Here is a 13268-nt window from a genome sequence, read left to right on the forward strand (position 1 = left end):
ACGTTGTGCTTGCCAGGATAGAGCGCGTCGAGGGCCGTTGCGGCTGCTGCGCCCCGGGGCGCCGGCCGGCCAGCGGGAGCAAGCTCCGCGCCACCGAAAGCCTCTCTGATGAGACTGGCGTGCAGCGGTTGAACCCTGTTCTAAGCTCACAGTCGTAACGTCACTGGCGAGACAGCATCACGCAAAAGGAGCCTGCATGGCTGCGTTCAATTCGAAGTGGATAGTGGGATTGACCCTGTTGCTGCTGCTTGGCGGCTGCGGGGCGGAAAAGCCCGGGGAAAAGGAGCGCCCGCGGGTGCGCATCCTGGAGGTGCAGAGCAGTGACTTCGCCCCTTCGGTGACCCTGACCGGTGACGTCCAGGCCCGGGTGCAGACCGAACTGTCGTTCCGCGTCGGCGGCAAGATCATCCAGCGCATGGTCGATGTCGGCGATCGGGTTACCGCGCAACAGGTGCTGGCCAAGCTCGATCCCAAGGACCTGCAGACCAATGTCGATTCTGCCGCGGCCTCGGTGTTTGCCGAGCAGGCCCGGGTCAAGCAGGCCGGCGCGGCGTTTGTCCGCCAGCAGAAACTCTTGCCCAAGGGCTACACCAGCCAGAGCGAATACGATTCGGCCCAGGCCGCCCTGCGCAGCAGCCAGAGCGCCCTGAGCGCGGCCCAGGCGCAACTGGCCAACGCCCGCGAGCAACTGAGCTACACCGAGCTGGTGGCCGAGGCTCCGGGGGTGATCACCGCGCGCCAGGCCGAGGTCGGCCAGGTGGTGCAGGCCACGGTGCCGATCTTCAGCCTGGCCCGGGATGGCGAGCGCGATGCGGTGTTCAACGTCTACGAGTCGCTGCTGATGCAGCCACCGGGCCAGGAAACCATTCACATCAGCCTGCTGGACAACCCCAAGGTGACCACCACCGGCAAGGTCCGCGAGGTGACGCCGGTGGTCTCGGCCCAGAGCGGCACGGTGCAGGTCAAGGTGGTGCTCGATTCGTTGCCGGCGGGCATGGACCTGGGCTCGGTGGTCAGCGCCACCGCCCGGGCCCATGGCAAGGCCAGCGTGGTGCTGCCCTGGTCGGCCCTGACCAAGAATCTCAGCGAGCCTGCCGTGTGGCTGGTGGGCGAGGACGGCAAGACGGCCCTGCACACGGTGAAGGTCGGGCGCTACCTCACCGGCAAGGTGATCATCAGCGACGGCCTCAAGGGCGGCGAGAAAGTGGTGGTGGCGGGTGGGCAGTTGCTGCACCCGGGGATGTTCGTGGAGATCGCCTCGCAAACGAGCGACCAGGGAGCACAGCCATGAAGCGCCTGCTGCCGTTGTTGTGTGCCAGTGCCTTGTTGCTGGGCTGCTCCCGGGAAGAGCCGGCGCCGGAGCCGGTGCGCCCGGTGCTGTCGTTCCGGGTGGCGCCCCAGGCCGAGGAAAGCCTGGGGCGTTTTGCCGGCACCATCCAGGCCCGCTACGAGACCAACCTGGGCTTCCGGGTGCCGGGGCGCATTGCCAACCGCAATGTCGATGTCGGCGCCGAAGTGGGCCCCGGGGACTTGCTGGCCACTCTGGACCCCACCGACCAGCAGAACCAGCTGCGGGCCGCCCAGGGCGACCTGGCCAAGGTCGAGGCGCAGTGGATCAACGCCCAGGCCAATGCCCGGCGCCAGCAGGAACTGTTCGATCGCGGCGTGGGCGCCCAGGCGCAACTGGACATCGCCCAGACCGACCTGAAGACCACCGGTGCCTCTCTGGACCAGGCCAAGGCCTCGGTGCGCCAGGCCCGGGACCAGCTCAACTACAGCGAACTGCGCAGCGATCACGGCGGCGTGATCACCGCCTGGAACGCCGAGGCCGGGCAGGTGGTGACCGCCGGCCAGCAAGTGGTGACCCTGGCCCGGCCGGAGATCAAGGAAGCGGTGATCGACCTGCCGGCCAGCCTGGTGGACCAGTTGCCGGCCGGTGTGGAGTTCAAGGTCGCGGCACAGCTGGATCCGAGCATCAGCACCACCGCCACGGTGCGTGAGATCGAACCCCAGGCCCAGAGTGCGACCCGTACCCGCCGCGCCCGCCTGACCCTCAAGGACACGCCCGAGGCCTTTCGCCTGGGCACCGCCATCAGCGTGACCCTGAGCTCGGCCATCGAGCCGCGCACCGAGGTGCCGTTGACCGCCCTGCAAGAGGTGCAGGGCAAGACCCGGATCTGGATCGTCGACCCCCAGAGCCAGACGGTGGCTCCGCGCGAGGTCACGGTGCTCAGCCGCGACAGCGCTTCGGCGTTGATCAGCCAGGGCGTCAAGTCCGGCGAGCGGGTGGTCAGTGCCGGGGTCAACAGCCTCAAGCCGGGGCAGAAAGTCAAAATCGATGAGGACCGCGCACAATGACGCCCGACAGCAAAGGGAGCTTCAACCTGTCCGAGTGGGCGATCAAGCATCAGTCCTTCGTCTGGTACCTGATGTTCGTCGCGCTGCTGATGGGCGTGTTTTCCTACATGAATTTGGGGCGCGAGGAAGACCCCTCCTTCACCATCAAGACCATGGTCATCCAGACCCGCTGGCCCGGTGCGACCCAGGAAGAAACCCTGAAGCAGGTCACCGACCGCATCGAGAAGAAACTCGAAGAGCTGGACTCGCTGGACTACGTGAAAAGCTACACCCGCCCCGGCGAATCGACGGTGTTCGTCTACCTGCGCGACACCACCAGTGCCAAGGACATTCCCGAGATCTGGTACCAGGTGCGCAAGAAGATCAACGACATCCGCGGCGACTTTCCCCAGGGCCTGCAGGGCCCGGGGTTCAACGATGAGTTCGGCGATGTGTTCGGCTCGATCTACGCCTTCACCGCCGATGGCCTGAGCATGCGCCAGCTGCGCGACTACGTGGAGCAGGTACGGGCGCAGATCCGCGAAGTGCCGAACCTGGGCAAGGTGGAGATGGTCGGCGAGCAGGACGAAGTCATCTACCTGAACTTCTCCACCCGCAAGCTGGCGGCCCTGGGCATCGACCAGCGCCAGGTCCTGCAGAGCCTGCAATCGCAGAACGCGGTGACCCCGGCCGGGGTGATCGAGGCTGGGCCGGAGCGCATCTCGGTGCGCACGTCCGGGCAGTTCGCCTCGGAGAAGGACCTGGCCACGGTCAACCTGCGGCTCAACGACCGCTTCTACCGGCTGGCGGACATCGCCGAGATCAGCCGCGGCTATGTCGACCCTTCCACGCCGCTGTTCCGCTTCAATGGCAAGCCGGCCATCGGCCTGGCGATCGCCATGAAGAAGGGCGGCAACATCCAGGACTTCGGCAAGGCCTTGCACGCCCGCATGGACCAGCTCACCGCCGACCTGCCGGTGGGCGTCGGGGTGCACAAGGTTTCCGACCAGGCCGAGGTGGTGGAAGAGGCAGTGGGCGGTTTCACCAGTGCCCTGTTCGAGGCGGTGATCATCGTGCTGGTGGTGAGTTTCATCAGCCTCGGGGTCCGCGCCGGGCTGGTGGTGGCCTGCTCGATTCCGCTGGTGCTGGCCATGGTCTTCGTGTTCATGGAGTACAGCGGCATCACCATGCAGCGGATCTCCCTGGGGGCGCTGATCATCGCCCTGGGGCTGCTGGTGGATGACGCGATGATCACCGTGGAAATGATGGTCACGCGGCTGGAGAAGGGCGAGAGCAAGGAGCAGGCAGCGACCTTCGCCTACACCTCCACCGCCTTTCCCATGCTCACCGGGACCCTGGTGACCGTGGCCGGCTTCGTGCCCATCGGCCTCAACGCCAGTTCTGCCGGTGAGTACACCTTTACCCTGTTCGCGGTGATCGCGGTGGCCATGCTGGTGTCGTGGATAGTCGCGGTGCTGTTTGCCCCGGTGATCGGCATCCACATCCTCAGCACCAACGTCAAACCCCATTCCGATGAGCCGGGGCGTATCGGACGGGCCTTCAACGGTGGCCTGCTGTGGGCCATGCGCAACCGCTGGTGGGCCATCGGCATCACCGTGCTGCTGTTCGTGGCTTCGGTGTTCTGCATGCGTTTCGTGCAGAACCAGTTCTTCCCGTCATCGGACCGGCCGGAGATCCTCGTTGACCTCAACCTGCCGCAGAACGCTTCGATCAACGAGACCCGCCAGGCCGTGGACCGCCTGGAGGCCACCCTCAAGGACGACCCGGACATCGAGCGCTGGAGCACCTACATCGGCGAGGGCGCGATCCGTTTCTACCTGCCCCTGGACCAGCAATTGCAGAACCCCTACTACGCCCAGCTGGTGATCGTCAGCAAGGGCCTGGAGCAGCGCACGGCCCTGACCCAGCGCTTACAGAAACGCCTGCGGGAAGATTTCGTCGGCATCGGCAGCTATGTGCAGGCCCTGGAAATGGGCCCGCCGGTGGGGCGGCCGATTCAATACCGGGTCAGTGGCAAGGACATCGACCAGGTGCGCAAGCACGCCATCGAACTGGCCACCGAGCTGGACAAGAACCCGCACATTGGCGAGATCATCTATGACTGGAACGAGCCCGGCAAAGTGCTGCGCATCGACATCGCCCAGGACAAGGCGCGGCAACTGGGGCTGTCCTCCGAAGACGTGGCGCAGTTGATGAACAGCATCGTCAGCGGCTCCACCGTGACCCAGGTGCATGACGACATCTACCTGATCAACGTGGTCGGTCGCGCCGACGACAACGAGCGCGGCTCCCCGGAAACCCTGCAGAACCTGCAGATCGTCACCCCCAACGGCACTTCGATCCCGCTGCTGGCGTTCGCCAGCGTGCGCTACGAGCTGGAGCAGCCGCTGGTATGGCGCCGCGACCGCAAGCCGACCATCACCATCAAGGCCGCGGTGCGCGATGCGATCCAGCCCACCGACCTGGTCAAGCAACTGAAGCCGGACATCGACCATTTCGCCGCGCAACTGCCCGCCGGTTATTCGGTGGCCACCGGCGGCACCGTGGAGGAAAGCGGCAAGGCCCAGGGGCCGATCGCCAAGGTGGTGCCGCTGATGCTGTTCCTGATGGCGACCTTCCTGATGATCCAGCTGCACAGCGTGCAGAAGCTGTTCCTGGTGGCCAGCGTGGCGCCCCTGGGGCTGATCGGCGTGGTCCTGGCCCTGGTGCCCACGGGCACGCCCATGGGCTTTGTGGCGATCCTCGGGATCCTGGCGCTGATCGGCATCATCATCCGCAACTCGGTGATCCTGGTGACCCAGATCGACGAATACGAGCGTGAGGGCTATCACCCCTGGGACGCGGTGCTGGAAGCCACCCACCATCGACGGCGGCCGATCCTGCTGACCGCGGCGGCGGCCAGCCTGGGGATGATCCCGATTGCCCGGGAAGTGTTCTGGGGGCCGATGGCCTACGCCATGATCGGCGGCATCATCGTTGCCACCTTGCTCACCCTGCTGTTCCTCCCGGCGCTGTACGTGGCCTGGTACAAGATCAAGGAACCGAGCAAGGACACCGAGCGCACCCGGCCCACGGCCTCGTAGGCGCTGGCTATTTCCGTAGGAGCTGGCTTGCCAGCGAAGGGGCCCGAGAGACAGGCGCCTGACTCGCAAGTGCCTTCGCCGGCAAGCCGGCTCCTACGGGGTATGCGGCGTTGCAGAGGGCGTAGGCCCCCCACGGCCTCGTATGAGCTGGCGAGCCGGCTCCTCGCAGGGGGATCAGGCCTTGCGCCAGACGCTGGCCAGCCACGGTTGCTGTTCCCGAGGCAGGCCGGCGGGGCGGTAGTAGTGTTCCAGCTCGACGAACCCGGCATCCGTCAGCAACGCCTGCCAGGCCGCCAGGTCGTGGTAGGCACCATAGCGCGGGCCGTTCCAGCCTTCCTGGTTGTCACCCCGGGGATTGGAGCTGAACAGTACGCCACCGTCCTTGAGGCTGGCATGCAGTTGCTTGAGCACCCGCGGCAGTTCCTGGCGGGGAATGTGAAACAGCACCGCGTTGGCGAAGATCCCGTCGAAGCGTTCAGCCGGCAGGTCGAGCTTGAGGAAGTCCTGCTGCCAGACCTCGCAGCCGCTGTCTTCCCGGGCCATCTGGGCGAAGCGCTCGCAGCCGTCGAGGCCGATGGCCACATGGCCCAGGCGGGTGAAGGCCTGCAGGTCGCGGCCGGGGCCGCAGCCAAAATCCAGCACGGTGAATGGCGCCGAGCCCTGAATGTGCCGCAGCAGCGCGTCGATGTTCTGGCTCACGTCGTGGTCGCGGGTGCCTTCACGAAAGTCCTCGGCCACCTGCTGGTAGTGGCCGAGGGTGGTGGCGGTGATGCTGTCGAGATCGTCGGGGGCGAGTTTCATGGCGGGCTGCGTGGCTAGAGAGGAGGCGGCCAATATACCGCCAATGACGGCCTGGCGGCCTGTTCGCGAGCGAGCTCGCTCCTACGGGATGATCACCGTCCTTGGTAGGAGCGAGCTTGCTCGCTAAGGCGTCCGAACGGACACCACAGCCCTCAACGCTTGTTCAGCACCCGCGCCAGGCGGTCGCCACCCAGCTGGATCGCGGCCACCAGAATCACCAGCAGCACGATCACCGTGAGCATGATCTGGCTGTCGAACCGCTGATAACCGTAGCGGTAGGCAATGTCCCCCAGGCCGCCCGCGCCAATCGCCCCGGCCATGGCCGAGGAGTTGATCATGGTCACCAGGGTGATGGTGAAGCCGCCGACGATGCCCGGCAGCGCTTCGGGCAGCAGCACGTGCCAGACGATATGCCAGCGCCGGCAACCCATGGCCTGTGCGGCCTCGATCAGGCCGTGGTCGACCTCACGCAGGCTGACTTCGGCGATCCGCGCAAAGAACGGCGTGGCGGCGATGGTCAGCGGCACCACGGCGGCCCACACGCCGTAGGTGGTGCCGACGATCAGCCGGGTAAAGGGGATCAGCGCCACCATCAGGATCAGGAACGGGATCGAACGGAACAGGTTCACAAAGGCCCCCAGGGCCCGGTTCAGGGTCGGCGCCTCATAGATCCCGCCCTTGCCGCTGGTGACCAGGATCACCGCCAGGGGAATCCCCGCCAGCAGGGCAATCAGCGAGGACACGCCGACCATCAGCAGGGTGTCGAGGACGCCCTGCAACAAGCGATCAAACCACATAGCCCAGTACCTCCACTTGTTGTGCCCATTGCCCGGCGCGCTGGCGCAGTTGCGCAGCCTCCAGGGACGAGCCCTGGACTGCCAGCAGCAGTTGCCCCAGGGCGTGGCCCTGGATGCGTTCCACGCCGCCTTGCAGCAGGCGTACGCGGCCGCCCAGGGCGCCGAACAGCGCCGCCAGGTCCGGTTCCTCATGGCTGCTGCCGGTGAAGCGCAGGCTCAGCACCAGCGCCGCATCGGAAGACGTCGGATGGCTTTGCAGGCGGTTCTGCAGTTCTTCCGGCAGGCCGTGCTGCAGGGGCGCCAGCAGGGTCTTGCTGACCTCGTGCTGCGGGTTGCCGAAGACTTCCCAGACCGGCCCCTGCTCGACGATGCGCCCGTGCTCCAGTACCACCACCCGGTCGCAGATATCGCGGATCACCGCCATCTCGTGGGTGATCAGGATGATGGTCAGTCCCAGGCGCTGGTTGATCTCTTTCAGCAGGCCGAGGATCGACTGGGTGGTTTCCGGGTCCAGGGCCGAAGTGGCCTCGTCGCACAGCAGGATCTCGGGATCGTGGACCAGGGCCCGGGCGATCCCCACCCGCTGCTTCTGGCCGCCGGACAACTGCGCCGGGTAGGCCTGGTGCTTGTCCTTGAGGCCCACCAGTTCCAGCAGCTCGCGCACCTTGCGCTCGCGCTCGGCCTTGGGCACCCCGGCCACCTTCAGCGGCAGCTCGACGTTGTGCCACACGGTCTTGGCCGACATCAGGTTGAAGTGCTGGAAGATCATGCCGATGCGCCGGCGCAGGGCCACCAGGCGGTCTTCGTCGAAGTCGCCGATGTCCACCTGGTCGATCAGCACCCGGCCGCTGCTGGGCTGCTCCAGGCGGTTGATGGTGCGGATCAGCGACGACTTGCCGGCGCCGCTGCGGCCGATGATGCCGAACACCTCGCCGCGCTGGATCGACAGGTCGATATCGTGCAAGGCCTGCACCGGACCCTGCTGGCCCTGGTAGGTCTTGCCCAGGCCGATAAAGCGCACCTGGGCGCGATTCAGTTCGGGGTGCAGCTCGGTCTGCCCGGCGCGCCGGGGCGCCGCTTCCGGCAGCTTGCGCTGTAGCGTCGCGACACTCATCTCAACCTTCCCAACCGGCTTGGTAGAGCTTGCCGTGGGCTTTGTCCAGAGCGGCGCGAACGGCAGGCGAGTGCTGGTAGATATCGACGAACTTGATCAGCCGCGGGTCGTTCTTGCTCTTGGGCTGGATGACGAACTGGATCACGTATTCCTTGTGGTCCAGGCCGTCGAACAGCAGCGCCGAGCCGGCATCGAAGGTCTTGGCCAGGCGAATGTAGGCCGGGTAGCCCTGGACCAGGTCAGCGTCGTCATAGGCGCGCACCAGTTGCACGGCTTCGACCTGGAGGATCTTGATCTTCTTCGGGTTGCTGACGATGTCTTCTTCGGTGGCCTTGTAGCCAACGCCCGGCTTGAGGGTGATCAGCCCGGCCTTGGCCAGCAGTTGCAGGCCGCGCCCGCTGTTGATCGGGTCGTTGGCGATGGCCACGCTGGCGCCTTGTGGCAGTTCGTCGAAGCTTTTGTATTTCTTCGAGTACAGGCCGACGTTGTTGATGATGCCCGGGGCGAAGGGCACCAGGTCGAAACCGGCGGCGGCCTTGGCGTTTTCCAGGAACGGGATGTGCTGGAAGTAGTTCACGTCGATATCGCCGGCGGCCAGGCTGACGTTGGGCGCGATCCAGTCGGTGAACTCCACCAGCTCCACTTTCAGGCCCTGCTTGCCGGCCTCTTCCACGGCGGCCTCCAGGGGAATGGCGAAGGCAGCGGTGGTGCCGACCTTGAGCGGCGCGTCGGCGGCGAAGACGGCGCTGCTGAACAGGCCGAGGGCGAGGGCCAGGGCTTTGACCGGGTGGCGCAGGCGTTTGCTTTTCATGTGGGTCAGGGTCCAAGTCGGGGCGAGGGAATGTGCAGGTTTTGCGGGCCTCTTCGCTGGCAAGCCAGCTCCTACAGGTGAAGTGTGCAGGAGCCGGCTTGCCGGCGAAGCGTTTAGCGGCGGTAGGCCGCGCCGGTGTGTTGTTCGGGCAGCTTGCGGCCCTGGCGGAAGAGCTTTTCCCGCAGGGTGCCATCGTCGTAGGCGGTCTTGTAGGAGCCGCGGCGCTGCAGTTCGGGGATGACCAGGTCGATGAAGTCGACGTAGCTTTCCGGGGTGACGATGCGGGTCAGGTTGAAGCCGTCCAGGCCGGTTTCGGCGATCCAGGATTCCAGGTCGTCGGCCACCTGCTGCGGCGAGCCGACCACGGTGAAGTAGCGGCCGCCCAGGGCGTGCTGGTCCAGCAGCTTGCGTCGGGTCCAGTCGTTGTTCTGCAGGTTCTTGGTGGCCGACTGGATGGCATTGCTCTTCACGTACTGGATCGGCTCGTCGATCTCGTACTGGGAAAAATCGATCCCGGTGGACGCGGAAAAATGCGCCACCCCGGCCTCTGCGCTGGCATGGCTGCGGTATTCGGCGTGTTTCTTCCAGGCCAGTTCCTCGGTCTCGCCGACTATCACGTTGAGGCCCATGAACACCTTGATGTCTCCGGGATTGCGCCCGGCGGCCACGGCGCTGGCGCGGACCTTGTCCACCTGGGCCTTGGTCGCGGCCTTGTTCTGCCCGCTGATGAACACGCACTCGGCGTGGCGCCCGGCGAACAGCAGGCCGCGGTCCGAGCTGCCGGCCTGGAACAGCACCGGGGTGCGTTGCGGCGACGGCTCGCACAGGTGGTAGCCACTGACCTGGTAGAACTCGCCCTGGTGCTCGACCTTGTGCACCTTGCCCGGCTGGGCATAGATGCGTTGCTCGCGGTCGTTAAGGACCGCGTCGTCCTCCCAACTGCCTTCCCAGAGTTTGTACAGCACCTCCAGGTACTCGTCGGCCTGGTCGTAGCGGCGGTCGTGCTCGATCTGCTCCTTGAGCCCCATGGCCTGGGCGGCGCTGTCCAGGTAGCCGGTGACAATGTTCCAGCCGACCCGGCCACGGCTCAGGTGGTCGAGGGTGGAAAGGCGCCGGGCGAACAGGTAGGGCGCCTCGTAGGTGAGGTTGGCGGTGAGGCCGAACCCCAGGTTCTTGGTGACTGCGGCCATGGCCGAGACCAGCAGCAGCGGGTCGTTCACCGGCAGCTGGATAGACTCCTTGAGGGGCACGTCCACCGAGTTCTGGTAGACGTCGTAGACCCCGACGATGTCGGCGATGAACAGCCCGTCGAACAGCCCGCGCTCCAGCAACTGGGCCAGCTCGGTCCAGTACTCGAGGGTCTTGTACTGGGTCGAGTTGTCCCGCGGGTGGGTCCACAGGCCGTGATTGATGTGCCCGACGCAGTTCATGTTGAAGGCGTTGAGCAGGATCTTCTTCTTGGTGGTTTGTGGCGCGGCCATCAGATGGTCCCCCGCAGCGGCGGGTTCTGCTGGTTCAGGTAGTAGTTGCCCACCGCGTGGTACTTCCAGCGCACCGGGTCGTGCAGGGTGTGTACCCGGGCATTACGCCAGTGGCGGTCCAGGCCATGCTCGGCCAGGGTCGCCTGGCTGCCCGCCAGTTCGAACAGGGTGCTGCCGGCGGCCAGGGAGATTTCCGTGCTCAGGGCGCGGACCTCGGCCACGGCGATGGACGCGGCGGCCACGGTGTCGGCGTTGGTGTCGGCCTGCGCCCGGTCGAGGAACTCCCCGGCGCGTTCCAGCAGGGCCTCGGTGGCGTGCAGGCGGATGCTCAGGTGGCCGAAGCTCTTGATGGTCAGCGGGTCGTCGGTGGCCTTGTCGTTGCCGGAGTCGATCCACGGCCGGGTCTTGGTGCGCACAAAGCGCAGGGCGTCTTCATAGGCGGCGCGGGCGATGCCGGTGTCGATGGCGGCGTGGAGAATCTGCGCCAGCGGGCCGACTGGGGTCGGGCGCTCGAAGGCGCTCTGAAACGGCACCACGTCGGCCTCGTCCACCCACACGTTGTCGAATTGCACCGAGCCGCTGCCGGTGGTGCGCTGGCCGAAGCCGCTCCAGTCGTCGATCACGTCCAGGCCCTGGGCGTCGGCGGGGACGAAGGCCAGTTGCTGCACGCCGTGTTCATCCACCACCGAGGTGGGGATGCGCTGGGCGTAGAGGGCGCCGGTGGCGTAGAACTTGCGCCCGTCGATGCGGTAGCCCGGGCCGTTGCTGTCGCGGCTCAGGCGGGTGGTGCGGTCGTGGGCGGTCTTGGTGCCCAGCTCGGCCAGGGCGTTGCCGAAACGCCGGCCGGTCAGGACTTCGGCATACAGCCGCTGCTTCTGCGGCTCGCTGCCATTCACCCGCAGCACTTCCAGGGCGTAGAAATGGTTCTGCGGGATCTGCCCCAGGGAGGCGTCGGCCTCGGCGATCAGGGCGATGACCTTGGCCAGGGTGACGTTGGAAACCCCGGCGCCGCCGTATTCCTTGGGCACGCTGATGCCCCACAGGCCGGAGCGGGAAAAGGCTTCCAGCTCGGGGTGCGGCAGGCGCCGCTCGCGGTCGCGCAGGGCGCTGTCGCGCTTGAAATCTTCCGCCAGGTCGCTGGCGACAATCAGGGCTTGCTCATCGCTGGTGATGACCGCGACGTGTTGGGAAAGAGACATGTGTTTCTCCAGAGATCTGGTCAAAAGCGTTCTGGGCGGTTAAATCCAGGAGTGCCGGGCAGGCAAGGTGCCGTTCAGGTGATAGGTGCCCACGGCGTGGTACTTCCAGCGCACCGGGTCGTGCAGGGTGTGCACCCGGGCGTTGCGCCAGTGACGGTCGAGGTTGAATTCGGCGAGGGTGGCGCGGCTGCCAGCCAGCTCGAAGAGCTTTTCACTGGCCAGCAGCGAGATCTCGGTGGTCAGCACCTTGGCTTCGGCCACGGCGATGGAGGCGCGGGCCGCGGACTCGGCAGTGATCGGCGCCGCGCTGACCTGGTCCAGCACCTGCCCGGCCTTGCGCAGCAGGGCTTCGGCTGCGTGCAGTTCGATTTGCAGCTTGCCGATGTCGGCGATCACATACAGGTCATCGCTGGCCCGCTCGACGTTGGCATCGATCCACGGGCGTGCTCGTTCACGAACGAAACGGATGGCGTCGGCCACGGCTTCCCGGGCGATGCCGGCGTCAATGGCGGCCTGGATCAGCTGGGATACCGCGCCCTGGATATTCGGTGTTTCGTTGATCCGCCAGTTGTCCAGCACCAGCTCGGCGTCCACCCGCACATCGTTGAGCAGGATGGTGCCGCTGGCGGTGGTGCGCTGGCCGAAGCCCGACCAGTCGTCGACGATGCGCAGCCCCGGGGTGCCACGACGGACGAAGGCCAGCACCTGGCGGCCTTCCTCGTTGAGTGCCTTGACCGCCACCCAGTGGGCGAACAGGGCGCCGGTGGAGTAGAACTTCTGGCCATTGATCACGTGGCCGTCGGCGTCGGCGGTGATCCGTGCCTTGAGTTCCAGGGTGTTCTTGGTGCCGCGTTCCGGGCCGGCATTGCCGATGCGCCAGCCTTCCAGGACGCTCTGCAGCAGCTGTTTCTTCTGCCGCTCGGTGCCGCAGCCGAGAATCAGGCCGAGGATGCCGAACTGGTTCTGCGGGATCTGCCCCAGGGCCGGGTCGGCCGCGGAAATGATGGCGAAGACTTCGGCCAGGGTGACGAAGGAAACCTGTGGCCCGCCGTAGGCGCGGGGCACGGAAATACTGCCCAGGCCGCTGCGGGTGAATTGTTCGATCTGCGCCCAGGGCAGCTTGCGCTGGCGGTCGCGCTGGGCGGCCTGCTGGCGGGCCGCGTCGGCCAATTCATGGGCAGCCTGAAGGGCTTCGGCGTCGTTGCGCAGAACCCGAGCGGGCAGCAAAAGGGGAGCGATATCCAGGTCACTCTGGACCTGGGCTTCGATCAGACTGGACATCAGTGCCACTCCTTGGCTGCACGCAATGCCCTGGCGATCTGCACTGGGGTGATTGTGTTCCGGACCATACCTACCTCACATCTTTTGGATAGGCCGCGTCATGCGGCGAAATCAGAATCAAGAATGTCCGGTGGTCCGGTGCATATACCCTATGCGCGTATAAAAATTAAATAAACTAACTTTTAGGAATATGAATAGAAGGGTTGAATCGAAGCCCGCAGGCGTTATGGATCAAGGCCTTAGCGTGCTTCTACGGCTGTGGTTCTAGCGACGAATGTCCCCCAAAACCACCCCATACCTGCACGTAGGAGCTGGCTTGCCAGCGAAGGCGTCCGCGAGGGCG

General features: G+C 65.9%; 10 protein-coding genes. 3 read left to right on the plus strand and 7 right to left on the minus strand.

What is annotated here, in order from left to right:
- Positions 1 to 196: 196 nt before the first annotated feature.
- The 3 genes from BM382_RS20565 to BM382_RS20575 are packed head-to-tail and all read left to right on the plus strand — an operon-like array spanning position 197 to position 5441.
- A complete protein-coding gene (locus BM382_RS20565) occupies positions 197 to 1291 on the plus strand; it encodes an efflux RND transporter periplasmic adaptor subunit (RefSeq protein WP_011058616.1) in 1095 nt (364 codons plus the stop codon).
- Positions 1288 to 2358 carry an efflux RND transporter periplasmic adaptor subunit gene (locus BM382_RS20570; protein WP_072443775.1) on the plus strand — a complete coding sequence of 357 codons (1071 nt, stop codon included), beginning with the start codon at positions 1288 to 1290 and terminating at the stop codon, positions 2356 to 2358. The genes BM382_RS20565 and BM382_RS20570 overlap by 4 nt, the downstream gene beginning before the upstream one ends.
- The gene (locus tag BM382_RS20575) at positions 2355 to 5441 is read left to right on the plus strand and encodes an efflux RND transporter permease subunit (RefSeq protein ID WP_011058618.1); all 3087 of its coding nucleotides are present in this window, start codon (positions 2355 to 2357) and stop codon (positions 5439 to 5441) included. The genes BM382_RS20570 and BM382_RS20575 overlap by 4 nt, the downstream gene beginning before the upstream one ends.
- Before the next feature lie 174 nt (positions 5442 to 5615).
- Here the strand turns inward: BM382_RS20575 and BM382_RS20580 are convergent, their stop codons facing one another.
- From BM382_RS20580 to BM382_RS20610, 7 genes are all read right to left on the minus strand, one after another.
- The gene (locus BM382_RS20580; RefSeq protein WP_011058619.1) at positions 5616 to 6242 is read right to left on the minus strand and encodes a class I SAM-dependent methyltransferase; all 627 of its coding nucleotides are present in this window, start codon (positions 6240 to 6242) and stop codon (positions 5616 to 5618) included.
- A gap of 152 nt (positions 6243 to 6394) precedes the next feature.
- A complete protein-coding gene (locus tag BM382_RS20585; protein ID WP_053148458.1) occupies positions 6395 to 7039 on the minus strand; it encodes a methionine ABC transporter permease in 645 nt (214 codons plus the stop codon).
- Positions 7029 to 8153 (minus strand): methionine ABC transporter ATP-binding protein, encoded by a 1125-nt coding sequence (locus BM382_RS20590; RefSeq protein ID WP_072443777.1) that lies wholly within the window; start codon positions 8151 to 8153, stop codon positions 7029 to 7031. The genes BM382_RS20585 and BM382_RS20590 overlap by 11 nt, the downstream gene beginning before the upstream one ends.
- Before the next feature lies 1 nt (position 8154).
- The gene (locus tag BM382_RS20595) at positions 8155 to 8964 is read right to left on the minus strand and encodes a MetQ/NlpA family ABC transporter substrate-binding protein (protein WP_072443780.1); all 810 of its coding nucleotides are present in this window, start codon (positions 8962 to 8964) and stop codon (positions 8155 to 8157) included.
- A gap of 113 nt (positions 8965 to 9077) precedes the next feature.
- Positions 9078 to 10445 carry an LLM class flavin-dependent oxidoreductase gene (locus tag BM382_RS20600; RefSeq protein ID WP_047335399.1) on the minus strand — a complete coding sequence of 456 codons (1368 nt, stop codon included), beginning with the start codon at positions 10443 to 10445 and terminating at the stop codon, positions 9078 to 9080.
- Positions 10445 to 11644 carry an SfnB family sulfur acquisition oxidoreductase gene (locus tag BM382_RS20605; RefSeq protein WP_011058624.1) on the minus strand — a complete coding sequence of 400 codons (1200 nt, stop codon included), beginning with the start codon at positions 11642 to 11644 and terminating at the stop codon, positions 10445 to 10447. Before BM382_RS20605 ends, BM382_RS20600 begins: the two co-directional genes overlap by 1 nt.
- A gap of 39 nt (positions 11645 to 11683) precedes the next feature.
- The gene (locus tag BM382_RS20610) at positions 11684 to 12925 is read right to left on the minus strand and encodes an SfnB family sulfur acquisition oxidoreductase (RefSeq protein ID WP_011058625.1); all 1242 of its coding nucleotides are present in this window, start codon (positions 12923 to 12925) and stop codon (positions 11684 to 11686) included.
- Positions 12926 to 13268 lie beyond the last annotated feature (343 nt).

The organism is Pseudomonas sp. NFPP25 (genome assembly GCF_900116505.1).
GTDB classification, from domain to species: Bacteria; Pseudomonadota; Gammaproteobacteria; order Pseudomonadales; family Pseudomonadaceae; genus Aquipseudomonas; species Aquipseudomonas protegens.

Bases quoted from the DNA above. Each gene is read 5' to 3' on its own strand.
- BM382_RS20565 (WP_011058616.1), top strand. From the start codon at position 197: ATGGCTGCGTTCAATTCGAAGTGGATAGTGGGATTGACCCTGTTGCTG.
- BM382_RS20570 (WP_072443775.1), top strand. From the start codon at position 1,288: ATGAAGCGCCTGCTGCCGTTGTTGTGTGCCAGTGCCTTGTTGCTGGGC.
- BM382_RS20575 (WP_011058618.1), top strand. From the start codon at position 2,355: ATGACGCCCGACAGCAAAGGGAGCTTCAACCTGTCCGAGTGGGCGATC.
- BM382_RS20580 (WP_011058619.1), bottom strand. From the start codon at position 6,242: ATGAAACTCGCCCCCGACGATCTCGACAGCATCACCGCCACCACCCTC.
- BM382_RS20585 (WP_053148458.1), bottom strand. From the start codon at position 7,039: ATGTGGTTTGATCGCTTGTTGCAGGGCGTCCTCGACACCCTGCTGATG.
- BM382_RS20590 (WP_072443777.1), bottom strand. From the start codon at position 8,153: ATGAGTGTCGCGACGCTACAGCGCAAGCTGCCGGAAGCGGCGCCCCGG.
- BM382_RS20595 (WP_072443780.1), bottom strand. From the start codon at position 8,964: ATGAAAAGCAAACGCCTGCGCCACCCGGTCAAAGCCCTGGCCCTCGCC.
- BM382_RS20600 (WP_047335399.1), bottom strand. From the start codon at position 10,445: ATGGCCGCGCCACAAACCACCAAGAAGAAGATCCTGCTCAACGCCTTC.
- BM382_RS20605 (WP_011058624.1), bottom strand. From the start codon at position 11,644: ATGTCTCTTTCCCAACACGTCGCGGTCATCACCAGCGATGAGCAAGCC.
- BM382_RS20610 (WP_011058625.1), bottom strand. From the start codon at position 12,925: ATGTCCAGTCTGATCGAAGCCCAGGTCCAGAGTGACCTGGATATCGCT.